The organism is Stenotrophomonas sp. YJH_SMC_91, assembly GCF_059368495.1.
Genome location: NZ_JCAFRT010000006.1, coordinates 16,553 through 42,323 on the forward strand (window position 1 = coordinate 16,553; position 25,771 = coordinate 42,323).

Annotated in this window: 18 protein-coding genes and 1 tRNA gene; 10 read left to right on the plus strand and 9 right to left on the minus strand. The window is 66.2% G+C overall.

Translation table 11 applies throughout. The features are described 5' to 3' along the window. Nucleotides 1-82 precede the first annotated feature (82 nt). Both csrA and AC5P5X_RS09670 read left to right on the plus strand, forming a co-directional pair. Nucleotides 83-286 (plus strand): carbon storage regulator CsrA, encoded by a 204-nt coding sequence (csrA, locus tag AC5P5X_RS09665; protein ID WP_004152909.1) that lies wholly within the window; start codon nt 83-85, stop codon nt 284-286. Between the two features lie 78 nt (nt 287-364). Next, nucleotides 365-457: transfer RNA gene (locus tag AC5P5X_RS09670), tRNA-Ser, on the plus strand. Nucleotides 458-531: 74 nt separating this feature from the next. On the opposite strand, the gene AC5P5X_RS09675 is transcribed toward AC5P5X_RS09670, so the two are convergent. Together AC5P5X_RS09675 and AC5P5X_RS09680 are read right to left on the minus strand one after the other, a co-directional pair. Next, entirely contained in the window at nt 532-993 is a 462-nt protein-coding gene (locus AC5P5X_RS09675; RefSeq protein WP_088436846.1) for a DUF4189 domain-containing protein, read from the minus strand. A gap of 121 nt (nt 994-1,114) precedes the next feature. Next, entirely contained in the window at nt 1,115-3,445 is a 2,331-nt protein-coding gene (locus AC5P5X_RS09680; protein WP_495215971.1) for a TonB-dependent receptor, read from the minus strand. Nucleotides 3,446-3,671: 226 nt separating this feature from the next. On the opposite strand from AC5P5X_RS09680, the gene AC5P5X_RS09685 reads away from it, so the two are divergent. Then, nucleotides 3,672-4,154 (plus strand): LuxR family transcriptional regulator, encoded by a 483-nt coding sequence (locus AC5P5X_RS09685; RefSeq protein ID WP_100438071.1) that lies wholly within the window; start codon nt 3,672-3,674, stop codon nt 4,152-4,154. Between the two features lie 58 nt (nt 4,155-4,212). Here the strand turns inward: AC5P5X_RS09685 and aceE are convergent, their stop codons facing one another. Both aceE and AC5P5X_RS09695 read right to left on the minus strand, forming a co-directional pair. Continuing rightward, nucleotides 4,213-6,885, minus strand: coding sequence for a pyruvate dehydrogenase (acetyl-transferring), homodimeric type (gene aceE / locus AC5P5X_RS09690; protein ID WP_111188935.1), 2,673 nt, complete (start codon nt 6,883-6,885; stop codon nt 4,213-4,215). Nucleotides 6,886-7,130: 245 nt separating this feature from the next. Continuing rightward, entirely contained in the window at nt 7,131-7,529 is a 399-nt protein-coding gene (locus AC5P5X_RS09695; RefSeq protein ID WP_043035001.1) for a hypothetical protein, read from the minus strand. Between the two features lie 38 nt (nt 7,530-7,567). Here AC5P5X_RS09695 and AC5P5X_RS09700 point away from each other — a divergent pair, with 38 nt between their 5' ends. From AC5P5X_RS09700 to AC5P5X_RS09715, 4 genes are all read left to right on the plus strand, one after another. Continuing rightward, entirely contained in the window at nt 7,568-8,083 is a 516-nt protein-coding gene (locus tag AC5P5X_RS09700) for an RNA polymerase sigma factor (protein WP_005412945.1), read from the plus strand. Then, nucleotides 8,080-9,102, plus strand: a complete 1,023-nt coding sequence (locus AC5P5X_RS09705; protein ID WP_111188934.1) for a FecR family protein — start codon at nt 8,080-8,082, stop codon at nt 9,100-9,102. The genes AC5P5X_RS09700 and AC5P5X_RS09705 overlap by 4 nt, the downstream gene beginning before the upstream one ends. 141 nt (nt 9,103-9,243) lie before the next feature. Continuing rightward, on the plus strand, nt 9,244-12,177 hold the full coding sequence (locus AC5P5X_RS09710; RefSeq protein ID WP_099472919.1) for a TonB-dependent receptor: 2,934 nt from the start codon (nt 9,244-9,246) through the stop codon (nt 12,175-12,177). Nucleotides 12,178-12,187: 10 nt separating this feature from the next. After that, the gene (locus AC5P5X_RS09715) at nt 12,188-13,783 is read left to right on the plus strand and encodes an alkaline phosphatase D family protein (protein ID WP_043035007.1); all 1,596 of its coding nucleotides are present in this window, start codon (nt 12,188-12,190) and stop codon (nt 13,781-13,783) included. Between the two features lie 23 nt (nt 13,784-13,806). On the opposite strand, the gene AC5P5X_RS09720 is transcribed toward AC5P5X_RS09715, so the two are convergent. Then, nucleotides 13,807-15,915 (minus strand): phosphocholine-specific phospholipase C, encoded by a 2,109-nt coding sequence (locus AC5P5X_RS09720; RefSeq protein ID WP_111188933.1) that lies wholly within the window; start codon nt 15,913-15,915, stop codon nt 13,807-13,809. Nucleotides 15,916-15,923: 8 nt separating this feature from the next. Beyond that, nucleotides 15,924-18,302 carry a TonB-dependent receptor domain-containing protein gene (locus AC5P5X_RS09725; protein ID WP_111188932.1) on the minus strand — a complete coding sequence of 793 codons (2,379 nt, stop codon included), beginning with the start codon at nt 18,300-18,302 and terminating at the stop codon, nt 15,924-15,926. 150 nt (nt 18,303-18,452) lie between these two features. Here AC5P5X_RS09725 and AC5P5X_RS09730 point away from each other — a divergent pair, with 150 nt between their 5' ends. Further along, nucleotides 18,453-19,979, plus strand: coding sequence for an OmpA family protein (locus AC5P5X_RS09730; protein WP_111188931.1), 1,527 nt, complete (start codon nt 18,453-18,455; stop codon nt 19,977-19,979). 12 nt (nt 19,980-19,991) lie between these two features. Here the strand turns inward: AC5P5X_RS09730 and AC5P5X_RS09735 are convergent, their stop codons facing one another. Together AC5P5X_RS09735 and AC5P5X_RS09740 are read right to left on the minus strand one after the other, a co-directional pair. Beyond that, nucleotides 19,992-20,918 (minus strand): c-type cytochrome, encoded by a 927-nt coding sequence (locus tag AC5P5X_RS09735; RefSeq protein WP_111174226.1) that lies wholly within the window; start codon nt 20,916-20,918, stop codon nt 19,992-19,994. Continuing rightward, complete coding sequence (locus AC5P5X_RS09740) at nt 20,915-22,261, minus strand: c-type cytochrome (protein WP_111188930.1); 1,347 nt, start codon at nt 22,259-22,261, stop codon at nt 20,915-20,917. The genes AC5P5X_RS09735 and AC5P5X_RS09740 overlap by 4 nt, the downstream gene beginning before the upstream one ends. Before the next feature lie 183 nt (nt 22,262-22,444). Between AC5P5X_RS09740 and AC5P5X_RS09745 the strand changes: the two genes are divergently transcribed. Continuing rightward, on the plus strand, nt 22,445-23,563 hold the full coding sequence (locus AC5P5X_RS09745; protein WP_049459638.1) for an alpha/beta fold hydrolase: 1,119 nt from the start codon (nt 22,445-22,447) through the stop codon (nt 23,561-23,563). Nucleotides 23,564-23,644: 81 nt separating this feature from the next. Here the strand turns inward: AC5P5X_RS09745 and AC5P5X_RS09750 are convergent, their stop codons facing one another. Then, nucleotides 23,645-24,784, minus strand: a complete 1,140-nt coding sequence (locus tag AC5P5X_RS09750; protein ID WP_012479749.1) for an MFS transporter — start codon at nt 24,782-24,784, stop codon at nt 23,645-23,647. Between the two features lie 184 nt (nt 24,785-24,968). Here AC5P5X_RS09750 and AC5P5X_RS09755 point away from each other — a divergent pair, with 184 nt between their 5' ends. After that, a complete protein-coding gene (locus AC5P5X_RS09755; protein ID WP_043035013.1) occupies nt 24,969-25,664 on the plus strand; it encodes an alpha/beta hydrolase in 696 nt (231 codons plus the stop codon). The last annotated feature ends 107 nt before the right edge of the window (nt 25,665-25,771 follow it).

The window sequence follows — 25,771 nt, forward strand, 5'->3', positions numbered from 1 at the left end:
CTTTGTCGTGGTAGCGCTTCTTGACGGAGCGTCAAGCCGGTGGGGGATACCCTTCCACACGGTTCCATGGAGACTTACAAAAATGTTGATCCTGACTCGCCGCGTCGGCGAAACCCTGATGATCGGAGACTCGGTGAGCGTCACCGTGCTTGGCGTCAAGGGTAACCAGGTGCGTATCGGCATCACCGCGCCGAAGGACGTTGCTGTGCATCGCGAAGAGATCTATCAGCGCATCCAGCGCGGTGACGAAGCCGGTGGCACCGGTAGCGAAAATTCTGCCGAATAACGCTTTACCTTCGCACTCGATTAACGTTATGATTCACGCCCCGCTGAGGTGCAACGCACCAGACGCGGAGAAAACCCCGGAGTGATGCCCGAGTGGCCGAAGGGGCTCCCCTGCTAAGGGAGTATAGGGTCAAAAGCTCTATCGAGGGTTCGAATCCCTCTCACTCCGCCAGATACAAAGAAGCGCCTGCAGATCCTCGATCTGCAGGCGTTTTTCTTTATCCGACACTCGCAGCGTGGAGCTGACTATCCTGGCTGATTGGTGCGGGAGGCAGGCGTTGGCATGGGCGCGGGTGTCGTCGCCGGTGCCGGAGCGGGTGTACCCGGCAGCTGTGGCGGTTCAATGTGGCGAGGTGGAATTTCCCGCCACAGCAACGCAAGCGTGCAGTCGTTGGCACGTTCCCTGCACATTCTTTCGGCCTTCCGCTGCGCGGCGTCCGCCGTCTTCTCACCCAGTGCAAAGCCCAACGCGATCGTGCCGGTCGCTATGGCCGAATAGCCTTCGCTGGTGGTGCTGGCGGACTGACCGCAATTGCGCGATCGCGCTGCGCAGTAGTGCAGCGACTGCTGCATCGCAGTGGTGAGGGAAGACTGGTTCATCGAATAGCCGTAGCGGCCATCCTTGTCGTAGGTGATCGCAGACGCAGCACTTGCGGCTGATGAAACGGACAACAACAGCGCCAGTGAAACCGCATGCTTCCAGTTCATCACGCTCTCCTCTTTTGCCGATGGTGAATCAACCGGCGCGTGTGGCGCAACCACGCAGGGGGGGTGGGGGAGAACGCCTGCAGGCCATTTGCCCGCAGGCGCGTACCGACGCGTTCGATCCTCAGAGCTTCACCGTCACGCCCACCTGGAAACCGCGCCCGGGCAGCGGCGCGATGTACTTCAGCGGCGAGTTGTGCGGCCGTGCTTCTTGATTGAGCAGGTTGCTGCCGTTGACGAACACCTCCATGCCGGCGATGTAGCTGTTGCGTACCGGCAGCTCACGGCTGACCTGCAGGTCGACCAGGTTGAATGCATCCAGCGGCACTTCCTCGCTCACGTTGCGGCCGAGGTACTTCTGCGTGTCGTAGTAGGTGCTGGACAGCTGCGCCTTCCAGCCCTCGCGCTGCCACTGCAGGGTGGCACCGTAGCGGTTGGTCGGCATGTTCGGCAGGTACTCGCCGTCATTGTGGGCACGCAACGAATCGGGGCGGTCGGCCTTGTTCTTCACCAGGTCGGCGAAGGCGGACAGGTTCAACGTGCCGTAGCGGCCCAGGTCCAATGCCTGCGAGGCATCGATCTCGAAGCCCTTCACCGTGGTGTCGGTCTGCTTCCAGTACTTCAGCGGCAGGCGGTTGGCGGTCTGCATGCCCGAGTAACCCAGGTACAGATAGTTCTCGTACTTCATCCGGTACGCGGTGGCCGACAGTTCGAAACCACCAAGGTGGAACAGGCCGGTCAGTTCCAGGTTCTTCGCGCGTTCCGGCTCGAGGTTCTGGTTGCCTTCTTCCTGGGTCATCACCGAATAGTGGGCATTGCTCGCATACAACTCGTTGATCTCCGGTGCGCGCTGCGAGGACGAGTAGCGCACCTTGGCGGCGAACAACGGACCGAGCTCGACATACGATCCCAGGCTGTAGCTGTTGAGCCGGTAGTCGCGGTCCTGCAGTTTCGCGTTGGCGGCATTGCGCGCGGTCTTGAAGCGGCTTGGTTGCAGGTCATGGTCAACCCGCTCGTGGCGCATGCCAGCGTCGAAACTGGCCCAGCCGAAGTCCAGCGTCTCCTTCAGGAACACCGCGTTGCTGCGGGTGTCGACGTCAGGCAGGTAGCGCAGCGAGCCACTGCCGGTGACATCACGCGACTGGTGGCTGAAACCCAGCATGCCGCTGAGCGGACCGACGCGCTGATGGCTGAGCAGCAGATCGGCCTGGGTGCTCTCGAAATCGTAGTCGTTGGCGCGGGTGGCACCCAGCCGCTCGCCCGAGGTGTTGTCCAGCTTGGAAACGCGCAGTTCGGCGCGCTCGAACCACGGCAGCGGATCGCGCAGCAGGGCTTCCAGTGCATAGCGTTCCTGCTTGATCACCACCCCCACCGGCAGCCCGTTGGCATAGTTTGAACCGAACGACAGGTTCTGCATCGAGAACCCCGGCACGCCGTACTCGCTGTCCTTGGCATCGATGCTGATACCCACGTAACCACGGTCGAAAAACAGGGTCGACCCGAGCGCCACCTGCGAATTTCTCGCGTAGCTGTTGCCCAACCGGCGATGGTAATCGGGCGTCACGTCGTTGTTGATCTGCTTCTGCACGTACGAAGGCGTGCCGGGTACGTAGGCCGGGTTGACCGGATTGATGTAGGTGCGGCGCTGCCAGACCGAAGTCGGATTGTTGGTGTAGAAGGAGAAATCGCCGTCGGCCCAGTCCGGGTTTTCGGTCATGAACTGGTCGATGTAGGGCTGCGACGCCTTGTTGTAGATCTGCTGGACGCGCGCTTCTTTCTGGCAGCTGTCGGCGAGGGCCGAGTTGACACCACCGGAGGCCGGGAACAGCCCGCTGTTGCAGACGCCGGCCTTGCTGTTGCCGGGAATATCGTAGTGCGAGATGTGCTGGCGCGAGACCTGCAGGTTGGTTGAGATGTTGCGCTGGTTGTTGAAGTTCATGCGGAAGCCCTGCGCATCGGCGGCGTTGAAGCCCTTGCGCAGGACCAGCTCCATCGACTGGTCCTTGTCTTCCATGCGGCGCGAGATCAGGCCCGAATCGATCTCCACGCTGCCGCCGATCGCATTGCCGCCGTAGCGCACGGTGTCGGAAGACTTGTTGACGGTGACACTGCGTACGAACAGCGGATCGAACGGGATGTTGATGTCGCCGCTGATCGCGTTCATCCCGAGGATGGACTGGCCGTCCTGCAGGATCTGCACGCGGTTGCCGCTGAGGCTGCGGATGACCGGGGCACCCGCGTTCGGCCCGAAAGCACTGTTCTGCACGCCGGAGACGTGTTCGAGCAGGCCGCCCAGGGTGCGGTTCTGCGCCTGTGGGTTGTCGACGGTGACCCGGCTGTCGATACGGGAGGGCTGGCTGGCCTGGACCTGGAGGGTGGGGAGGGTGGGTTCGTCCGCGGCCTGGGCGCTGTGGACGGCGAACAGAAGGGCGGGAGCAAGGAGATGGCGACGCATGGCACGGTCCGTGAAATTGACGTGCAATGTTATAACGTAACTATTCAGGTCAACAAGAGCGGAAACCGCCTCGATTCAATGGGGCAGGGTGCTTTGGCCTCTCGGGATGGGACGGAGTCTCCCTCGTTCAGCGCACCGCCTTGCGCGTGCTGCTGGCGACCGGCACGATCTGGGCACTGCCCCGCAACGCCCCACGCAGAGCTTCCTCATTCAAACGGAGCCCCGTATGAAGCTGTTGTCCGCTGTGTTGTTGTCTGCGCTTTCGCTCTCCGCCGTTCCGGCGCTGGCGGTGGAAGCTTCGCCTTCACCGCTGCTGGGGCGCTGGTCGCTGGATGTCGCGACCTCTGCGCTACCCGAGGCGCAACGTCCGAAACAGGTGGTGCTGGAGTTCAAGGACGCCGGTGCGGGTCGGTGGAGTTCACACGTCGACATCGTCCTGCACGACGGCAAGACCATGAAATCCGACGGCACGTTGGCGCTGGACGGTACGCCGGGGCCCTTGTCCGGCACCTACGGCGCGGACAAGGCCAACCTGAAACTGCCGGCGCCGAATACCCTGGTGATGCAGCTGGTGGACCATGGCACGCCGGCCTCCACCCGCATCTATACCGTGGCGGCGGACCGTACGACGATGACCGAGACCAAGGCGTTCTACGGCCACGACGGTACGCCGATCCTGCAGACCAACCTGTTCAAGCGGATACCGTAGCGGCGCCGCTTGCGCCATGCCCACGGGGAGGGAATCCGCGGGCATGGCACCGGCAGCCTTACACCGAGGCCGGGTCGCGCTTGCCGGTGTCGATGCCGTACTTGTCGATGGCCTCCTGCATCCGCGAGCGCTCGATGCGGCCTTCGTCGGCCAGCGACTTCAGGGCGGCCAGCACGATGAAGTGGCGATCCACTTCGAAGAACGTGCGCAGCGACTCACGCGTGTCGGAACGGCCGAAGCCATCTGTACCGAGTGCGATGAAGCGGCGGTCGTTGATGAAGGGACGGATCTGGTCGCCGACGATCTTCATGTAGTCGGTGGCCACCACCACCGGGCCGTCATGGCCCTGCAGGCACTCCTGCACGTAGGGTACGCGCGGTTCCGCAGCCGGGTGCAGCAGGTTCCAGCGTTCGGCGGCCAGGCCGTCGCGGCGCAGTTCGGTCAGGCTGGTCGCGCTCCACACATCGCTGGCGATGCCGAAGTCCTGCTGCAGCAGTTCTGCCGCGGCTTCCACTTCGCGCAGGATCGAACCGCTGCCCATCAGCTGCACGCGTGGCTGTGAGTCGCTGTCGGCGGCCGCCGGGTGCAGCAGGTAGAGGCCCTTCAGGATGCCGGGCTCGGCGCCTTCGGGCAGTGCCGGCTGCGGGTAGTTCTCGTTGAGCACGGTGATGTAGTAGTAGATGTCTTCCTGGTCGACATACATGCGGCGCAGGCCGTCATGGATGATCACCGCCAGCTCGTAGTTGTAGGTCGGGTCGTAGGACACGCAGCTGGGAATCACCGACGACAGCACGTGGCTGTGGCCGTCATCGTGCTGCAGGCCTTCGCCCATCAGCGTGGTGCGGCCCGACGTGGCACCGAGCAGGAAGCCGCGGGTACGCGCATCGGCAGCGGCCCAGGCCAGGTCTCCGACGCGCTGCAGGCCGAACATCGAATAGAAGATGTAGAACGGGATCGTGGCCAGGCCGTGGTTGCTGTAGGCGGTACCGGCGGCGATCCACGAACAGATCGCACCGGATTCATTGATGCCTTCCTGCAGGATCTGGCCGTCCTTGGCTTCCTTGTAATAGCTCAGCTGGCCGGCGTCCTGCGGGGTGTACAGCTGGCCCAGGTAGGAGTGGATGCCGATCTGGCGGAACAGGCCTTCCATGCCGAAGGTGCGCGATTCATCGGGCACGATCGGAATCACCAGCTTGCCCAGTTCCGGGTCCTTCAGCAGGCTGGTGAGGATGCGCACGAAGCCCATGGTGGTGGACTGACCGCGATCGCCGCTGCCCTGCAGCTGGGTGTTGAAGATCGACAGCGGCGGCAGCGGCAGCGGATCGACCTTGGCCAGGCGCGCCGGCAGCTGCCCGCCCTGGATGCGGCGGCGCTCGGCGAAGTAGACTGCTTCGGCGCTGCCCGGTTCCGGGCGCAGATAGGGCATCTCCTCCAGCTGCTCGTCGCTGACCGGCAGGTTGAAGCGGTCGCGGAAAGCGCGCACCGCATCGGCGCTCATCTTCTTCAGCTGGTGGTTGATGTTCTGGCCTTCGCCGGCTTCGCCCATGCCGAAACCCTTGACCGTCTTGGCCAGGATCACCGTCGGCCGGCCGCTGGTGTTCACCGCCTGCTGGTAGGCGGCGTACACCTTCTGCGGATCGTGGCCACCACGTGCCAGCGCCCAGATGTCGTCGTCGCTCATGTGCGCGACCAGCTCCAGCAGCTCCGGGTAGCGGCCGAAGAAATGCTCGCGCACGTAGGCGCCGCTCTGCGACTTGAAGGTCTGGTAGTCGCCGTCCACGCATTCCATCATGCGCTGGCGCAGCAGGCCGCTGTGGTCGCGGGCCAGCAGGTCGTCCCAGCCACTGCCCCAGATCAGCTTGATCACGTTCCAACCGGCCGCGCGGAAGGTGCCTTCCAGTTCCTGGATGACCTTGGCGTTGCCGCGTACCGGACCGTCCAGGCGCTGCAGGTTGCAGTTGACCACGAACACGATGTTGTCCAGCCGCTCGCGGCCGGCCAGGGAAATTGCCGCCAGCGATTCGGGCTGGTCCATCTCGCCGTCGCCGAGGAAGGCCCAGACCTTGCGGCCCTGGTGTTCTTTCAGGCCGCGGTATTCCAGGTAGCGCATGTAGCGCGCCTGGTAGGCGGCGGTCAGCGGGCCCAACCCCATCGACACGGTGGGGAACTGCCAGAACTCCGGCATCAATCGCGGGTGCGGATACGAGGACAGGCCTTCGCGACCGGCTTCGCGGCGGAAGTTGTCCATCCGTGCTGGATCGATGCGGCCTTCCACGTACGCGCGGCCGTAGATCCCCGGCGCGGAGTGGCCCTGGATGTAGATCATGTCGCCGTCGAAGGTGTCAGTACGGCCACGGAAGAAATGATCGAAGCCCACGTCGTACAGCACAGCCGCCGACTGGTAGGTGGCGATGTGGCCGCCGACGTTGGAGTGCTTGCCCGCACGCAGCACCATCACCATCGCGTTCCAGCGGATCATCGCGTTCAGGCGGCGCTCGATGGCCAGGTCACCCGGGTAGGCCGGCTGGCGCTCGGGCGGGATGGTGTTGACGTAGGCGGTCCAGGCACGGGTATGCAGGTCGCCGTGCTGCCGGGCGTCCAGATCGCTCAGCTGGTCGATCAGGTAGTGCGCGCGCGGCCGGCCGCCGGCCTGCATCACCGCCTCCAGCGATTCACGCCACTCCTGGGTTTCCAGTGGATCGGTATCGAAGGGAATGAGGGCTTGGTTCATGGCTGTCTCCAGAGGGCGCCGGTCGGACGTCTGCCTGGGCGACAACACCGGCAGGGCGCACAGCACTGGAGCGGGGTCGCAACGGCGGGCGCCGTGACGCGAAGGGCGACCGTGGCGGCCACCGAGAAGACAAGCGTAGGCCTGCCCCCCACGCTTCGGTAGGCGGGCGGGGCTTGGGTCTCTGGCAAGCAAGGGTTGGTGCCGCGCGCCGTATCATGGGCCGATGCGCTGGGCGCGGCCGCTGATCAGGCCGGGGACAGCCCCGGCAGGAACACCGGGATGATCGCCACGCCGACGCCCAGCAGGCACCAGGCGACGATGGGCAACCAGCGCGCCAGGCGTTGGGCGGGTTCCGGTGCACGACGACCGCCGATCCACAACAGCAGCGTGAGCACACCCAGCGCATAGGCGAGGACGACGATCACCGGATGCACATGGATGACCCGGCTGGGCGGCCACATCTGCTGCTGGTAGGCGGTGGTGTGGGCGACCAGCAGCAGGAACAGCAGGCTGCTGAGGGTGTTGATGGCGGTGCGTGCGTTGATGGGAGCACTCCTTGTGCGGGCTGCCGGGACATTGCAGGGGCCGCATTCTAGCGGCTGCCTGCCGGTCGTTGAAACGCCACTGTCATCGATGGCGGTCACCCTGCGGGGCTTTCCAGCCTCGGGGTGGTTGGCCGGCCGTGAACAGCGTGAGGATCTGGGAGAAGAGCTACGCGCTGCGGCGCCGGCTGCTGCGTGGCTTCTTCCTGCGTCGCGGTTCGGCCAGCGAGGATGCCGAAGACCTGGCGCAGGAGGTCTACCTGCGCCTGCTGCGCAGCACCGGCGAGGATGCCGATGCGGTCGAGAACCCGGAAGCCTACCTGTTCACCGTGGCGGCCAACCTGGCGCGCGAGCATGCGCGCGCGCGGTCGTCGCTGCCGCCGCTGGAAGACGTCGACCTGCTGGCCGAAGTGCTGAAAAGCGAAGAAGACATCGAAGGTGAATTCGAGCGTGCGCAGCGCTGGAATGATATCCGCAGCACCATCGCACGACTGCCGGCGACCACGCGGCGGGTGATGGAACTGCACTACCGCGACGGGCTGGACTGCCCGCGAATCAGCCAGCAGCTGCAGGTGTCGGTGCACATGGTGCGCAAGCACATCGGCAAGGGGCTGGAGGCCTGCAGGAAGGCGCTGGGCGCCAGGGAGCTCACATGAACCGGACCTCATCGCCCGTGGCCGACGAAACGATCGCCTGCGAGGCCATGACCTGGTTCCTGCGCAATCGCGAGGGACCATTGGATGAGGCCGGGCGCCTCGCGTTCCTGGACTGGATGAAGCGCTCGCCGGAGCACGTGCGCGCCTACATGCACGCCCTTGCGTTGCACCGGCAGGTGGGCGAGGCGCTGCAATCGCCGTTGCCTGACGACGCGGCGGTTCCACCGCGGCAGGTCGCCGCCAAGGTGGTGCCGCTGTTCGGTAGCGTGCACGCGCCGCCGCGCGCTGTGCCGCGTCGCGGTCGTGCGCGCTGGTGGGTGGCGGCTGCCGCAGCCTGTATCACCCTGCTCGGCGTGGGCCTGGTTCCGCAGGTGATGCCCACCGAGCAGCTTTACAGTGCCGGACAGGGTGAACTTCGCGACCTGGTGCTGCCCGACCAGACCCAGGTGCGGCTCAACGCGGACAGCCGCCTGCGGGTACGCATGGGCTGGTTCAGCCGCAAGGTGGAGCTGCTGCAGGGTGAGGCAACGTTCGACATCGCCCGCGACCGCCGTCCGTTCGAGGTGGCGGTGAACGGCCTGGAGATCCGCGACATCGGCACGGTGTTCGATGTATCGCGACGGCTGCAGAGCACGCGCGTCGGCGTGGTCTCCGGCGAGGTGGAGGTATGGAGCCAGGGTGTGGACCCCCGGCGTCTTGCGCAACTGGGCGAAGGCCGGGTGGTGCAGGTCGACGCGCGCAGCCATGCGGTCGAGTCATTGGACCTGCCATTGTCGATGCTGCTGGACTGGCAGCAGCGCAAAGTGTCCTTCCTAGACGAGCGGCTGGACGAGGTGGCCGCTGCCTTCAACCGGCACAACCAGGTGCAGGTACGCGTGCTGGACGAAGGTGCGGCATCGGCACGGTTGTCCGGCAGCCTCGATGCGCATCGCATCGGTGCGCTGGAGGCCTTCCTCGAACGCGACCCGCGCTTCGTGGTGAGGCGCGAAGGCGACACCGTGCGGGTTGGCAGCCGCTGAGGCCCGTGCGGTCGTGGACTGTCAGAAAAAATTCATCGAATCCGCGTTCTCCACTTCGGTGGATGCCGGCTCTTACTTGGGAGAAGCCGCTGCCGATCCGCGCAGGGGCACCTGCTGCCTTCTCTCTTCCAAGGACCCGTGATGCGCAACACGCTCTACCTGTCGATCATCCTCGCCCTGTCCCCCTGCAGCGTGCCGCTGGCCTTCGCCGCCGGTGCCGATGGCCTGGAGGCGCGTGTATCCACGCCGATCGCGGCGCAGCCGTTGGCGCGTGCGCTGGAGCAGCTGTCGCGCGGTTCCGGGGTGCAGTTCCTGTACTCGGCCGGCGGTGATGCCCGCATGGCCGGTGCGGTGCCGCGCGGTGCCACCGTCAGGCAGGCGCTGGACGCGCTGCTGGCCGGTACCGGCCTGGGGTACACCGTGGTGGATGGCAATGTCATCGCCATCGATCCGGCGCCAGCTCGCAACCAACCGAAGCCGGCCGCGCCGAAGCCGCGCGAGGCCGAGGCAATGGTGGCGCCGACCCTGGACACGGTGAAGGTGATTGCCGCACATGAGGTCATCGACCAGAAGAAGTCGTCGCCGGTGATCAAGGATTCGGTGGTGTATGACGAGATGGACAGCTACGGCGACGAGACCCTGGCAGAGAGCCTGATGGCCGCTCCAGGGCTGAGTGCGGTGGAGGATGCCGGCGAGCCACGTTACGTGACCGTGCGCGGCGTGCAGGCCAACCTCAACTACACCACCATCGATGGCATCGCGATTGCCAGCGTGGGGGGCAGTGGCTCCGGCGAGCGCATGAACAACCTGCAGCTGATTCCCAGCGACATCGGCACCCGTACCGACATCTACAAGAGCTTCAGTGCCGAGCAGGCACCGGATGCGATCGGCGGCGTGATCGACATCATCAGCCGCAGTGCCTTCGACCGGTCAGGCAAGTACGTGTTTGCCGATGTGGCAGGCATCTATTCCACCGCCGAGACCAACGTCGAGCGCAGCGCTGGCGGCAACCACGAGACCCTGGGTCACTTCGGCAAGAGCGCCAAGATGGTGTTCTCCAACCAGTTTGGTGTCGACCAGGAGTTCGGCATCGTTGCGGTGGCACGCTACGAGCAGCGTTCGCGCAACAGCGTCAAGCGCTGGGTGGAGTCGAACTACTACTACAACGGCGCTGGCAAATACCTCACCGACGGTACCACGGGTCCGGACCAGGCCAAGGGCTGGAACGGGCTGCGTGCGCCTGGCAACTTCAGCACTGGCACCTATACCAACTTCATCACCAACTTCGGTGGCTCCGCCAAGCTTGAGTGGAAGCCCTCGGATGATCCGTTCTACGCATCGTTGCTGCTGTATTCGTACCGGTTCTACGAGAACTCGACGATGAACAAGACGGATCTGTACGGCAACGCCAAGTTTCCGGTCCGCAACCAGACCGAAGACAGCGGCACCACCCAGATCAACAGCATCTACATCAAGAACCGCCACGACCGCTGGGACCGCAGCAACCGTGGCGCCATCGCCAGCTTCAACTGGGACATGGGTGACCGTTCGCGGCTGACCCTGCGCGGTGGCCATACCGAAGAGACCTTCCACAACAGCCAGGTCTACTGGGGCGTGCGCGCCTATCCAAGCAATCTGTTCGTCGACTACGAGAACGACAGCCACGGATTCCCCAACGCGGTGGCCGTTTCCGATTCCAGCCTGCTGACCAGTTCCGCATTCAAGCTCAATCCGGCGCAGGCCTACGTCTCCCCGCGCGATGCCAAGGAGAGCATCGACAACCTGCGCGCCGACTTCAGCTACAACATCGACGCCGATGCGAGAGGTTTCGGCCTGGCCGCCGGCGCCGAGTACCGCCACCTGAAGATCTGGCAGGACATCGACTTCGACTATTTCAAGAGCAGTGCCACGCTCAACGACTACCTGTATCCGGGTTCGACGCTGCTGGGCAGCGTGCCGGGCTTCCCGCTGATCGACAACCGCAAGTGGAACGAGCAACTGCTGCCGAAACTGGGCAACAACAATGCGGCGTATCCGAATGCCAACTTCACCAGTGACTACAAGTACGTGGAGGACATCACCAATGCCTATGTGTCCGCGCACTACGCCTGGGACCGGCTGCTGCTGATCGGCGGCCTGCGCTACGACCACACCCGCTTCGATGCCTACAGTCCGTTCAGCGATGATGGCGGCACTACCTATACCTCCGCGTTCCGCAACACGAGCGGTGGCTACAACAATCTGCTGCCCTCGTTGAACGCAACCTTCAAGCTCACCGAGGACCAGCGCCTGCGCTTCTCCGCCAGCCGCACGCTGGGCCGGCCGACGCCGAGCAACATCGCCCAGGCCACCAGCACCAGCTGTGGCGATGACGAGGAGGGCAGGGGCTTCTGCAGCATCAAGCAGGGCAATGCCGACCTGCAGCCGCGCCGTTCCACCAACATCGACCTGGCGTGGGACCTGTATTTCAACGGCAACAACGGCCTGGTCTCGGTGGCGCTGTTCGACAAGGTGATCAAGGACGACATCTACACCCTGACCACCTTCGAGGACGTGGGTGATACCCGCTACCGGGTGACCCAGCCGATGAACACCGATGAGTCCAAGCTGCGCGGTGTCGAGTTCGCGGTGGCCAACCGCAACCTGCAGTGGGGCCGCCAGCACTTCGACATGTACTTCAACGCCACGCGGCTGGAAGGCCAGACCAACTACCGCATCAGTGATGGCACCGAGCGCCGCCTGGACCGGCTGCTGTACCAGCCGGACTGGTCGCTCAACGGTTCGGTGATCTGGCGCATGCCGTGGAAGAGCGCGCAGCTGCGCCTGTCCGGCACCTACCGCAGCCGGATGCTGGTCGACTTCGGCGACACCCAGTGGCTGGATTCGTACTACGACCCGTACATGACCTTCAACATGGGCTTCAGCCACAAGGTCAGCAAGCACGTGACGCTGAAGTACGAGGCCAAGAACCTGTTCAACACCCAGCCGACCTACAGCACCGGCCCGAACGGGCGCTTCCGTACCGAGATCGACGACTACGGCCGCTTCTTCTACTTCCACATCATCTACAACTGAGGGCACAGCCGTGGAGACGATCAATCGCAGGCGATTCCTGGCCCTGGCCGGCCTGTCCGCTGCCGGTGCCTGGATGGGCACAGCACACGCGCTGGCCGCGCAGGCCGATGCCACCGCGCTGAACCCGCGCAACCTGCTGGCCAAGCCGCGCTTTGCCAGCACACCCTTCACCCTGGGCGTGGCCTCGGGTGATCCCTCGGCCGATGGCATGGTGCTGTGGACGCGCCTGGCGACCGAACCGCTGGTGTTCGGCGGCGGCATGCCGACCCGGCCGATGCTGGTCGAGTGGCAACTGGCCGCAGACGAAGGCATGCGCAGGGTGGTACGCCAGGGGGCGGCGATGGCGCATCCCGAACTCGGCCACGCCGTGCACGTGGAGCTGGACGGGTTGGCGCCCGGACGGCCCTACTGGTACCGCTTCAGCGTCGGTGGCCACGCCAGTGCGGTTGGTTGCACCCGCACGCTGCCCGCAGCCACGGCCGCGGTGGATCGCGTGCGCTTTGCGGTGGCCGGTTGCCAGCACTACGAAGAAGGCCACTACACTGCGTGGCGGCGCATTGCCGAAGAACCGCTTGATTTCGTCTTCCACTATGGTGACTACATCTACGAAGGCGAAAGCCAGCCGGGTCTGCGGAAGATGAACGGCCAGCCGTTCACCAACCTGCGCAACCACGTCGGCCCGCAGATCTACACGCTGGATGATTACCGCCGCCGCTACGCCCAGTACAAGAGCGATGCCGACCTGCAGGCCGCGCATGCGGCGGCACCGTGGTTCGTCACCTTTGACGACCATGAAGTGGACAACAACTGGGCCGGCGCCGAAGACCAGGATGACACGCCCAGCGAAGTATTCCTGCTGCGCCGCGCACAGGCGTTCCAGGCCTACTACGAGAACATGCCACTGCGCCGTTCGGCATTCCCGCGCGATGGCCACATGCAGATGTACCGACGTGCACGCTACGGCACGCTGATGGACCTGCACCTGCTCGACACCCGCCAGTACCGCAGCAAGCAGGTGAACATGGCCCTGCGTGAGGAGGTGGAATCGCCGGAGCGCAGCATTGTGGGGGCGAAGCAGGAGCGCTGGCTGTTCGACGGCCTGGCCGATGCCGCACCGCGCTGGCACACCATCGCCCACCAGGTGGCGCTGGGGAACTACATGCGCGAGAAGGACGGGGTGGTGCAGTCGTCCGACGACCAGTGGTCGGGCTATCTGGACAGCCGCCGGCGCCTGCTCGACCACATCGAGAAGGTGGGCTTCGGCAACGTGGTGACCGCCTGCGGCGACGCGCATCGCCACTATGCCAGCGATCTGGTGCAGGACCACCGTGACTCGGGCGTGATCTCCAGCGAGTTCCTCGCCACGTCGATCACCTCCGGCGCCGATGGCCAGGGTGTGGACGCGTATGCCAGGAACCAGCTTGCGCACAGCCCCTATCTGAAGGCGACCACCGACAAGCGTGGCTATGTGCTGTGCGATGTCACCCGCGATGCGTGGATCGGCGACATGAAGACGCTGGATACCGTGATGCAGCCGAATGGCGCGGTGCAGAGCTGGAAGCGCTATGCGGTGGAGCACGGCCGGCCGGGGCTGCAGGAGGCCTGAATCTACCGCTCTACAGAGATCCTTCAATCCTGCTCGAACCGCAGTGGTTCGCTGCCCATCGCCGGGTCACTCGTGCCGGGGCGCCCATCCTCGGCGCGACCGGCCAGGCGCAGCATGCTCTCGCCCGCGCCGATCTGCAGGTCATACCAGCCCGCCGTGGGCGTTGCGTCCCACGCCAACGCGGTTTCTGCGTGTGCGGGTAGTACCAGCGCCTGATCGGGCATGTGCCCGGCATAGGCACCAGGCTGCACACGCACCTGCTGCGCGCCGTCACCCAGGTTGCGCAGCCGCAGCCGCAGTTGGCCATCCGTGCGATCAATTGAAGCCTGCAGCGCAGGATCCTTGGCCGCCCCCTGGAAGTGGCGGTGGAAGCCGTTCGGGCCCAGCAGCCACAGGTCATAGCGGCCCTGGGCATCAAGCGGCCAGCGCTCGCGCAGCGCCATGCCCGGGAGCAGCGTGTAGCGGCGCGGCACCGCATCCAGCCGCAGCCGGTCGTAGACATGCAGCACTGCCGCCGCGCCTTCGCAGGATAGCGCCAGATCCACGCCCGAGGCGTCCACCGCAACCATCGATGCCTGCGGCCGATAGGGCAGGGCGCGCGCCGGGCGTATGCCGACTTCCTGCTTCGCTGGTTTCAGCCCCTCCGGCAGCGCCGGCACGGTTCGCCCTGGCAACGCAGCGGCGCGTGCGGCCACCGCGCTCACGTCGGGCAGGCCGCGTACGAACGGGCGGGTATCGCGCTGGGCGAAGTCGAAGGCGTTGCTGAGGTCGCCGCAGACCGCGCGGCGCCACGGCGAGATATCCGGTGCGGGCACGCCAAAGCGGCGTTCGATCAGTCGAATGACCGAGGTGTGGTCGTAGACCTGCGAGTCGACCCAGCCACCCCGACTCCACGGCGAGATCACATACAGCGGCACGCGCGGGCCCAGTCCATACGGGCGGCCGCGCAGTTCGGCGGCATCGTACTTCTCGTCGCCCGGCGCGGGATGGCGGTGGTACTCGCCCTCGGTACTGACCGAGGACGCACCCGCCCAGCCGCCATCCACCGGCGAAGGCGGTGCCGGTGGCGGCATGTGGTCGAAGAAGCCGTCGTTCTCATCGAACATCAGCAGCAGGGCGGTGCGGCTCCAGACTTCCGGATCGGCAGTCAGCGCATCCAGCACGCGCGCGGTATAGGCCGCGCCCTGCGCCGGACTGGAGGGTCCGGGGTGCTCGCTGCCGGCCGCGTCGGCGATGATGAAGCTGACCTGCGGCAGGCGCCCGTCGAGTACGTCCTGGCGTAGCTGTGGCAGGCCACGGGTGCTGACCCCGCGTGCGCGCAGTTGCGGGTCATGCCCGGGTGCAGCACTGTACGCCCGACGGAACGCCTCGAAGCCGGCCAGCGGGTTGTCGGTGAAGTTGTCCGCCATGTCCTGGTAGATCTGCCAGGACACGCCGGCCTTCTGCAGGCGCTCGACATAGCTGGTCCAGCGGTAGGACGCCGGATGCCCGCCGTGTTCGGGGAAGTTGTCATGCGAGTTGGCGATCACCGGGCCGCCGGCGCGGGCCTGTGCATCGTTGTGGCCGGTCCACAGGAACACCCGGTTCGGGTTGGTGCCGGCCTGCATGGCGCAGTGGTAGGCGTCGCAGATCGTGAACGCATCGGCCAGCGCGAACTGGAACGGCATGTCGCTGCGCTGGAAGTAGCCCATGGAGTGGTTCTGCTTGGCCTTCGGCCAGTGCCCCATGCGCCCGTGGTCCCAGGCGCGCTGCGCATCGGGCCAGGTGTGCGGCGTGCCTTCCGCCCGCATGTAGCCGAAGTGCGCGGCGGTATCCAGCGGGAACGGTGCGATCGCCCGCGTGCCACTGGCATCGGGCTGCAGCCACAGGTTGCGCGCGCGGCCACCGGCCTGCAGCGCGGCGGCCGGGGCCACGAAGCGGTCACCGAAACCACGTACGCCCGGCAGCGTGCCGAAGTAGTGGTCGAACGAACGGTTCTCCTGCATGAACACCACGATGTGCTGCAGGTCTTCGAGGCTGCGCGTCTGCGCGGCGGGGGCGATCGCTGCGGCCCGTGCGATGCTGGGCAGCAGCGGGGCAAGGCCGGCGGCAACGCCGGCCTGCAACAACCGGCGTCGGCCGATATCGGTCACGGGCTCACTCACAGGTCCACGCGGAAGGAGATGCCGACGGTGCGCGGGGCGCCGATGAAGGCGTTGTCGCGGCCGTCCACCCCCGCAAGATACCGCTTATCGGTGAGGTTGCTCACCACCAGGTTGGCACCCATGCCCTTCAGGCGCGGCGACAGGCCCTGCAGGTCGAAGCCGATGTTGGCATTGAACACGGTGGCCGAGGGCAGCTTGTTGAAGTTGGCGGCGTCGAGGTAGCGGGTGCCCAGATAGCGGCCGGACAGGCCGAAGTTCCAGTTGGCGCCCTGCCAGTCGGCCGACAGCACCAGGGTGTTCTCCGGCTGGCCGATCACCTTGGCACCGTCGACGATGCCCAGCTGCGTATCGCGTGCGGCATTGCCACTGCCCAGGTATTTGGAGCGGTTGTAGGTGTAGGCCGCGTTGATCCGCCAGCCATTGTCCCAACCATAGCCGAACGCCGCTTCCAGGCCGTTGCTTTCCACGCCACCGAAGTTCTCGTAGACGCCGTCGGTCTCGCCCAGGTAGTCGATGCCGCTGACGAAGCCCGCCGGCAGGTAGACGATGCGGTTGTCGAACTTGATGTTGTACAGGGTCACCGAGGCGGTCAGCGGCCAGCGGCTGATGCGCATGCCCACTTCGATGTTGTCGGCGGTCTCCGGTTCGACATTGCGGAAGCGCTGCGGGTCGGTCTCGCCAAGTACGCCTGAAGGAATGGCGGCGAAATTCTGCGAGAAGCCGGCGAACAGCTCCATGCCTTCCACGCCCGGTGCCCAGGTGAAGCCGGTCGACAGCAGCGGATCGGACCTGGAATCGGATTTCACGTGCTCGCTGGCACCGATCACGCGGCGGCGCGACTGGTCGACGAAGAACTGCTTCACGCCCAGGCGGGCACTGAACGGCCCGAAGCGGGCCACGTCCTCGACGTAGTACATCTGCTCGTCAACCTTGTACTTGTCCTCGAACTGCACCCAGTACGGCTGATGGTCGAAGGCGATGTCCTGGCCGACATTGAGCAGGCGGTGCCAGTCACGGCGTGCCGAACGGTCCAGCTTTTCTACCCACAGGCCGCCACGGATCGTGTTGTCGATCGCACCGAAGGTCTGCCGCCATTCGACGTCGGCGGTCACGCCCATGCGGTCGTTGTCGTAGTGGGTGTGGCGGTAGGACTGCGCGCCCAGCACGTTGCCCGCGTAGCAGTTCGGATCGTACTCGGCGGTGAAGCCCAGGCGCGGGGTGCAGCTGGCCAGGCGCTGCGCGGCGCTGCCATCGGGATTGACGAAGAAGATCTGGCCGCGGTTGCTGCCGCCGTACACGGTCTTGCCACCGAGATATTCCGATTCGGGGCGGCCCGCACCCTCATCGCTGACCTGTGCCAGGTAAGGTGGAAGCCAGTCGCCACGACCTTGCATGCGGTGCCCGTAGGCGGCCACCGAGGCCTTGAACCCGTTGCCGCCGTCGAAGGCCGCACGCAGGTAACCAAAGGTGTTCTCGCGCAGCGCACGCGAGCCGGAACGGTAGTTCTGGTCCAGATACGGAATGCCGGTGAGGGTGCCGACCAGGTTGTCGCGATCCGGATTGGTGGCAAAGCCCTTCGGTGAGACGCTGGTGTATTCCGGCTCGTCGGCATCGTTGTAGGACAGGTAGCCGGTCAGGGTCCAGCGATCCAGTTCGGTGATGAACTTGCCGGCGATGTGGTCGTTGCTGGCGTGGCCGGTGCCGTCGATCCAGTCGTGCACCTTCGACGAGGAGGCGCTGATCCACGCGCGGGTGTGGCCGCCGAGCAGGCCGGTGTCGTAGCGCACGTAGTACTTGCGCGCCTCGTTGTCACCGGCACCGACCACGAAGCGCAGGCGGCTGTCCTGCAGCGGGTCGCTGGTGAGGAAGTTGAGCGTGCCGCCCAAGGCCTCGTTCGAGCGCGAGGAGATGTCAGCGGTGCCCTGGCTGACTTCCACCGTTTCCAGGTCCAGGGTGTCGATGTAGCGGTTGGCCAGCGAGCCGCCGCCGTAGCCGGAGCCGCCGTTGGGCAGGCCGTCGATGGTGGTGCCGATCTGCTGGGTGTCGCGGTTGGTGACGAAGCCACGCATGCTGATCTGCGTACCCCAAACCGACGAGCCGGTGGCATCGGCTTCGCTGACCACCACGCCAGGTACCTCGTTGAGCGCGTCGTTGACGCTGCTCATCACGGTCTGCCGGTTCAGCGTTTCCGCACGCACCGAAGTCTTCGCATAGCTGGTGGCCTGGCCGATCACCTGTACCTGGTCGAGGGTACGCGCATCGCTGCTGCGCGCTTCGCCCGTATCGCCCTGCGGTGCTTCTGCGAGGGCGTCCAGGGTGGGGGCGATCAGCAGGGCAAGCAGCGAAACACGGGGAAAGCGCGCAATCGTTCGCATTGATACCGGACCTTCAGAGGGAGGAAACCCCGGAGTGTCGGCAGCGCCAATGACATCGGCATGACGTGCCAGCGCAGGAACGATGGCACTGTGGGGGCGGTCACGACCTTCGGGTATGCTCGGCGCTTCAATGGACCTGAGGTGGTGGCGATGCAGAAGCGATCGACGATCTGGCTGGGCGGCGCAGCCCTGGTGCTGCTGGCAGGATGCAACCGGACGCCCTCGGACGGAGAGGTGGTACCGCCTGTGCCAGCTACGGCGGACGAGACCGCAGCACCGGCCGCCGCCCCAGCCGGTTCAACAGCCGCCGCCGATGGCGCCGCACTCACCGACCGCGAGGGCAAGGCTGTGCCGCTGGTGCCCTTCGACCCAGCCAGCGTGCCGCTGAGCGACGCCCCGCTGGGCAAACTGCCGTTCTTCAGCCTGCCGCCGGGCTATGCGTCGCAGAACGCCCACCCACGCGCCTGGGCGCGCTTCCCGTTCCGGATGGGCAACGGCGTGCATTGGGTGGAAGGCCCGAGCTGGTCGGCACGTATCGTGACCGACGGCGATGGCGCACCGGACAAAGCGTTTTCCGCACTGGAAGTACAGCGCAACTTCGACGGCGTGATCACCGCCGCCGGTGGCCGCAAGGTCTTCGAAGGCGCGCTGCTGCGCGACATCTACTACGGCCCGCAGCTGGAAGGTGAGATCGGAGGTGGTTTCATCGATGCGGTGAACGGCGAGCAGGAGGCTCCCACCACGGTGTACGTGCTGCGCCAGGCCAATCGCACCGTGTGGTTGCAGCTGGCAGTGGACAGCAATGGCGCTGGACTTGTGGTCGTGGACGAAGTGCCGTTCAAGGCCACCGCGCAGTGGTCGGACAGCTTCCCGCACCTGTCCCTGCCGGCCGGTTATCGTGACCGGAACAAGCCCGAGCAGCGTGATTTCGATGCCTTCCCGTTCTGGACCGGCGATCAGTTCGAACTGGTTGAGGGCCGCACCTTCGCTGCCGATTTCGACAAGGGCGAGCGCGAGTACTCGATGCAGGAAGTCCGTCGCAATCTTGAGGCGATGATGGCCCAGGTCAACGGCACCAAGGTGTTCGAGGGGCGCATCCCGCACGAAGCGGCCGAGGGCGTACCGAAGCAGGTGCAGTCGTCCTACGGCAATGCGGCCAGCTACAGCTGGGACAACTACGACACCGTGATCTACCGCGTGGATCTGGCTGATGGTCGCCAGGTGTGGGTGCACGCGCGCCTGGAATACCTCAGCGCAGGCTGGGTGGTGGCCGAGCGCAAGGGCTTCACCCAGACCGCGGCGCTGTTGCCGGCCGATGCGTTGAGGAAGAAGCTGGACAGCGATGGCCGCGTGGCGATCCAGGTCAACTTCGCCACCGACAAGGCGCAGATCCTGCCGACGTCCGAACCACAGCTGGCGCAGGTGCTGGACCTGCTGCGCGCCGACCCGTCGCTGAAACTGTCGATCGAAGGCCACACCGACAACAGCGGTGCGGCCGCGCACAACCGCAGCTTGTCCGAGGATCGGGCGCGGTCGGTGCTGGCCGCGCTCACCGCAAAGGGCATCGCCGCCGACCGCCTGCAGGCGGTCGGATTCGGCGCCGACAGGCCGGTGGCTGACAACGGCAGCGGAGAAGGCAAGGCACGCAACCGGCGGGTCGAGCTGGTCAAGCGCTGACCCACGGGGTGCTCAGTACCGCGCGTCCTTGGGTTTCGGGTCGCGCGGCCAGTCCTTGGCCTTGTTGGCGAAGTCCGGGCGTGGCTGGTTGATGAAGTAGCTGGCGATGTCCACCGCATCCTGGTCGGGCATCACCTGCTGCCCAAGCGGGGGCTCGCGGGTCACCGCCGGTGGCATGTTGTGCTTGACGAAGCCGGCGGCCTTGTACAGGCGCGCCATGCCGGCGCCGATGTTGAAGCTGTGGTCGCCCCATAGCGGCGGGAAGGCGATGTCACCGCTGGCGTCGCGCCGACCTTCGCCGTTGTCGCCATGGCAGGCGGCGCACTGCACGGCGTACAGCGCCTGGCCGCGGACCGGGTCCGGGGGCAGCGTGCTGTCGATCGGTCCCTCACTGGGGGCGGCTACCTTTGCACCTTCTGGCACAGGACTGCTCAACCACGTCATGTAATCGAGCATCGCGCGCATCTGCGGCGAGTCCTTCGGCAGCGGCTTGCCGTTCATCGAACGCTGCAGGCAGCCGTTGATGCGCTCGGTCAGCCCGATCACCTTGCCCGGACGCGGCATGTAGCGCGGATAGGCGCCGCCGCCGGTATTGAAGTAGTGATTGCCGAAAGGCCGCTTGCCCTCGGCCATGTGGCACGAGTTGCAGTTCAGATCGTTGCCGACATTGTCCGGCAGCAGCCGTGCGGTCTCGTTGAGGATACGGCGGCCGAGCATCACCGATTCGGCATTGCCGAGCCCGGCGATTTCTTCGGCGCTGGGCGCATGGTAGTGGCCGACCACCTTGCCCTGCGCATCGAGGATATCGATCGTGCTGGCCACGGCGGCATCCAGGTCCGGGAACAGATGACGGTAAGCGAGGGTGCCGGCCCCGGCCAGCATCACGAGGGTGATCGCACTGCCGATCAGCAGGCGGAAGCGTTTGCGCGAACGTTTCATCGTGCGGCCTCCTGCGGAACGTAGTGCACCGGCTTGTCGCGCACCACCCGGCGCATGCGCGCCACGTCGACCTCGCTCACGGCACTGGCCTGGTTGCCCCAGCTGCTGCGGATGAAGGTCAGGATCTGTGCCAGCTGCGCATTCGGCAGCTGCTCGAAGCCGGGCATGGTGAAGGCCATGCGGTCATGCGGGGTATGCGGCGTGCGGCCGCCGATCAGGGTCACCTGCACCAGCGAGCTGGGGTCATCGGCGAACACGATCGAGTTGCCGGCCAAGGCTGGATTGACGCGCGGCATGCCGCGCCCGTCGGCGCGGTGGCAGGCCTGGCAGTGCTCGGCATAGGCCAGCGAACCGGCCACGCGGTAGTCGCCGCTACGCAGTGCGGCGGTGGTGGTGTCGGTACCGGGCGACCACTGTGCGCTGCGTCCTTCGCGGGCGGGCAGCTGCTTCAGGTAGCGGGCCATCGCCAGCAGGTCGGCGTCGGACAGGTACTGCGTGCTGTGCTCGACCACGTCGGCCATGCCGCCGAAGGCTGCCGAGCGATCGGTGCGACCGGTGCGCAGGAAGTCGACGATCTCGCCCTCGCTCCAGCTGGCCAGGCCGGTCGACTCGTTGCGCAGGTTCTTCGCATACCAGCCTTCCAGTACCGAGCCGGACAGGAACTGGCGGCTGCCATCATCGGCCATGGCCTTTTCCTGGAACGCCAACCCGCGTGGCGTGTGGCAGGCACCGCAGTGGGCCAGGCCTTCCACCAGTTCGGCGCCGCGCTGCTGGCTGGCATCCAGCGACGGATCCGGGTTGAACGTGCGCGGGCGTGCGAACAGCAGCTGCCACCAGGCCAGTGGCCAGCGCATGTTGGCCGGCCACGGAATCGTGCTGTCGGCGTTGTCCTGCTTCACCGGTTGCACCGAGCCCATGAAGTAGGCGTACAGCGCCTTGATCTCGGCGTCGCTGGCGATCACGTACGAGGCGTACGGCATGGCCGGATACAGCGGCTGCCCATCGTGGCGGATGCCGCGACGTACCGCGCGCTCGAAGTCGGCGTAGTCGTAGGCGCCAATGCCGGTGTCCGGATCGGGCGTGATGTTGGTCGAGTAGATCGTGCCCATCGGCGTCTGCATGCCGAGGCCACCGGCGAACGGCTTGCCGCCGGGCGCGGTGTGGCAGGCCGCGCAGTCGGCCGCGTGCGACAGGTATTGTCCCTGCGCGATCAATGCCGGATCGTGGATGTCGACCTGCGCGGCCTGTCGCGGTGCGAACCAGTAGGGCGTGGTGCGGGCGACGCCGTAGGCGGCGGCCAGCGTGGCGGCCAGGGCAATGGCGAGCTTGAACGAGGTGCGCATGGCGGCACTGTGGGCAATCCCACGCGCGCGTTCATTGATCCGGATCAATGACTGAACAGATACAGCTTGTACACCAAGCTGAATCGTTCCTGCGTTGTCATCAAGCCGTCATCCATGCGCGATAGATGGCCCACGCGCGCGTCGCTAACCTGCCACGCTGTCGCACCTTTTCCCCGATTGCCCATGAAGCGCCTGCTGCTGTTGTTGCTGGCGTGCGCCGGCCTGTGGCTGGCTGCATGCTCGTCCTCGATCAATGCCTCGTCCACCTCGCTCGCCGATCGGCTGATCGCGCCGGGTGGCGTATCGACCCTGCTCGATCGTCCGCGCATTGCTGCGGCCATTGCCGAACTGCCCAATCGCCACGGCTTCGCGCCGGGCCGCGATGGCGTGCCGATCTTCTGGCGTGTGTTCGATCCTGGCGATTACGGCGCGCGTTACCACTACCTGCCGCAGCGCCACGAGAACGGCCTGCCGCTGGATACCGGCCTGAGCCTGGCAGTACCGCAGCCGTTCCGCGCGCAGGCACCGCGCGGCACCGTGGTGCTGCTGCACGGCTGGATGATGAATGGTGATTCGATGCTGCCGTGGTCGTTGCAATTGGCCGAATCCGGCTACCGCGTGGTCACGCTTGATCTGCGCAACCATGGACAGTCCGGTACCGGGCCGTCGGGCTATGGCACCTATGAATCCGACGATGTGGTGGATGTGATCGGCGAGCTGCGCGCCCGTGGTGAAGTGACCGGCCCGCTGTACCTGTTCGGCGTGTCCTATGGCGCCGCCACAGCGGTATTCACCGCCGACAAGCTCGGCGACCAGGTGGAAGGGGTGGTGGCGATGGAATCGTTCGCCAATGCCGGTGTGGCGATCCGCACGATGATTCCGCACCTGATGGGACTGCAGCCGGAAGGCCTGAAGGCGCAGGCGATGGCGTCGTACGCGCGCTGGCGCTACGGCGGCCAGGACATCAACCAGGTGATCGCCGCCGCCAGCCGCCGTATCGACGTCGATCTGGACCGCGTGGATGTAGCGCGCGCGCTGGCCGATACCCGCGCCTGCGTGCTGCTGCTGCACGGGCAGGGCGACCAGCACATTCCGGTCAGCCAGGGCCGCGAACTGGCCCAGGCCAATCCGCGCGCGCATTACATCGAGATGCGCGGCGAGGACCACATCACCCTGCCGCTGCGGCTGGACCTGCTGGCCGGCGTGGTCGACGACTGGATGGCGCGCGATGAGCGCCACCCGAAGAGCGCCTGTCCGGCCCCACAGCTGCCGGCCCAGGCCGAGTGGCTGGCCCACCGCTGAAAAAAGGGGACGGAGGGGATTAAGTCGTTTCCCGCACAGCTGGGCCATAAACGACTTAATCCCCTCCGTCCCCTTTTTCTGTCAGGCCACCCGTCGTGCCAGCGAGCGGGCAGACGCCGCGACGCCCAGCAGCAGCGCGGCCACGCACAGGAAGGCGAAGCCGAGGCTGGTGCCGTGTGCCAGTGCACCGATCGCTGCCGGGCCGGCGAGGATGCCGGCGTAACCCAGCGTGGTGACTGCGGTGATTGCGATGCTCTCCGGCATCACCCGCTGCTGGCCGGCCATTGAGAACAGTGCCGGCACGATGTTGGCGCAGCCCAGCCCGACCAGCACATAGCCCGCCAGCGCCACCGGGAACGAGGGTACCAGCGTGGCCAGGGTGAAACCTGCTGCGGCGGTGATGCCGCCGAAGACCAGGGTGCGGGTGCGGCCGAGGCGCTCGACGATGCCGTCGCCGAACAGGCGCATCGCGGTCATTGCCAGGGTGAACAGCGCGAAGCCGGCGCCAGCCTGGTCACGCGGCACCTGCCGCACTTCGGCCAGGAACACCGCGCTCCAGTCCAGCATCGAGCCCTCGGCGAGGAACACCACGAAGGCCAGCACGCCGATGAACAGCACCACGCCGTGCGGCAGCGCCAGCAGTGGGCCGTCGTGCAGGATCCGTTGCGGGCGCCAGTGCGGCGCCGACAGCACCGCGACCAGCAGCAGTGCCGCCACCGAAACCAGCGCGGCCAGCCACAGCGGTGTACCCAGGATCAGCAGGCCGGTCATGCAGCCGGCGCCGACGAAGCCACCGATGCTGTAGAAGGCGTGGAAGCCGGACATCATCGCGCGCCCGGCGTCGCGCTCGACCGCGACCGCCTGCATGTTCATCGCACAATCCAGCGCACCGACGCCGGCGCCGAACACGAACAGCGCCGCACCCAGCGCCACCGGCGAGGGCGCCAGCACCAGCAAGGGCAGGGCGCACAGCATCATCGCGCAGGTGATCACCATCACCCGGCGGCAGCCCAGCCGCCCGGTCAGCGCGCCCGCCAACGGCATCGCCAGCAGCGAGCCGAGCCCAAGGCACAGCAGCACGGCGCCGAGGCTGGCGTCGGACAGCCCGGCCTTGGCCTTGGCGTAGGGCACCATCGGCGCCCATGCGGCGGTGGCGAATCCGGGAATGAAGAAGGCGGCGCGGGTGGCGTGCTGCTGGGCACGGGGGGATGAAGGCGTCATGCGCGATGCGAAGCTCCAGGGAACAGTCATGAAAACGATTTCAGACTGACTCGGCAAGTGCCATGCGCGACATCGGGCGACGCATACGATTGCAGTGACCCGATTGCGTCACCAGCGATTAACGCCACGCGCGGACAGTGGCTGCACGGTCTGCATTCCGCCGGCCGCTGCCGGAGACCTGTACATGAGCACGACACCGACCATCCTCCTCGTCCATGGCTTCTGGGGCGGGGCCGCACACTGGGCCAAGGTGATCCTGGAACTGCATCGCAACGGCCACGACCGTGTGCAGGCGGTGGAACTGCCGCTGACCTCGCTGGCCGACGACGCAGGGCGCACCCGGAAAATGATCCGGCAGATCGACGGGCCGGTGCTGCTGGTCGGCCACTCCTATGGTGGCGCGGTGATCAGCCAGGCCGGTAACGAACCCAACGTGAAGGGCCTGGTCTACATCGCCGCGTTCGCGCCCGATGCCGGCGAGAGTCCCGGTGGCATCACCCAGCAGCACCTGCCGGAGGCGGCGCCGAACCTTGCGCCGGACAGCGATGGCTACCTGTGGCTGCGTGCGGACAAGTTCCATGAGAGCTTCTGCCAGGATCTGAGCGAGGACGAAGGCCGGGTGATGGCCGTTACCCAGAAGGCACCGCTGGCCAGCACCTTCGGTGATGCGGTCAGCGACCCGGCGTGGAAGCACATGCCGAGCTGGTACCAGCTGTCCCGCCACGACCGCATGATCGCGCCGGAAAACCAGAAGGCCATGGCCGCAAGGATGCAGCCCAGGCGCCTGCTGGAGCTGGATGCGAGCCATGCCTCGCTGGCTTCGCAGCCGAAGGAAGTGACCGCGCTGATCCTGGAGGCCTGCGCCGCCATCGCCGGCTGATTCCGCGCCAGCGCTCCGCACGACAGCCGCGGCGCAGGGGAGTACACTCCTGCGCCGCGGCTGTCCGGCCGCGTCCCTCTCTTCCCTCCAGCCGCCGCCAGAGGATC

Coding starts and splice junctions, on each gene's coding strand:
- csrA (WP_004152909.1), top strand. CDS start 83: ATGTTGATCCTGACTCGCCGCGTCGGCGAAACCCTGATGATCGGAGAC.
- AC5P5X_RS09675 (WP_088436846.1), bottom strand. CDS start 993: ATGAACTGGAAGCATGCGGTTTCACTGGCGCTGTTGTTGTCCGTTTCA.
- AC5P5X_RS09680 (WP_495215971.1), bottom strand. CDS start 3,445: ATGCGTCGCCATCTCCTTGCTCCCGCCCTTCTGTTCGCCGTCCACAGC.
- AC5P5X_RS09685 (WP_100438071.1), top strand. CDS start 3,672: ATGAAGCTGTTGTCCGCTGTGTTGTTGTCTGCGCTTTCGCTCTCCGCC.
- aceE (WP_111188935.1), bottom strand. CDS start 6,885: ATGAACCAAGCCCTCATTCCCTTCGATACCGATCCACTGGAAACCCAG.
- AC5P5X_RS09705 (WP_111188934.1), top strand. CDS start 8,080: ATGAACCGGACCTCATCGCCCGTGGCCGACGAAACGATCGCCTGCGAG.
- AC5P5X_RS09710 (WP_099472919.1), top strand. CDS start 9,244: ATGCGCAACACGCTCTACCTGTCGATCATCCTCGCCCTGTCCCCCTGC.
- AC5P5X_RS09725 (WP_111188932.1), bottom strand. CDS start 18,302: ATGCGAACGATTGCGCGCTTTCCCCGTGTTTCGCTGCTTGCCCTGCTG.
- AC5P5X_RS09730 (WP_111188931.1), top strand. CDS start 18,453: ATGCAGAAGCGATCGACGATCTGGCTGGGCGGCGCAGCCCTGGTGCTG.
- AC5P5X_RS09735 (WP_111174226.1), bottom strand. CDS start 20,918: ATGAAACGTTCGCGCAAACGCTTCCGCCTGCTGATCGGCAGTGCGATC.
- AC5P5X_RS09740 (WP_111188930.1), bottom strand. CDS start 22,261: ATGCGCACCTCGTTCAAGCTCGCCATTGCCCTGGCCGCCACGCTGGCC.
- AC5P5X_RS09745 (WP_049459638.1), top strand. CDS start 22,445: ATGAAGCGCCTGCTGCTGTTGTTGCTGGCGTGCGCCGGCCTGTGGCTG.
- AC5P5X_RS09750 (WP_012479749.1), bottom strand. CDS start 24,784: ATGACGCCTTCATCCCCCCGTGCCCAGCAGCACGCCACCCGCGCCGCC.
- AC5P5X_RS09755 (WP_043035013.1), top strand. CDS start 24,969: ATGAGCACGACACCGACCATCCTCCTCGTCCATGGCTTCTGGGGCGGG.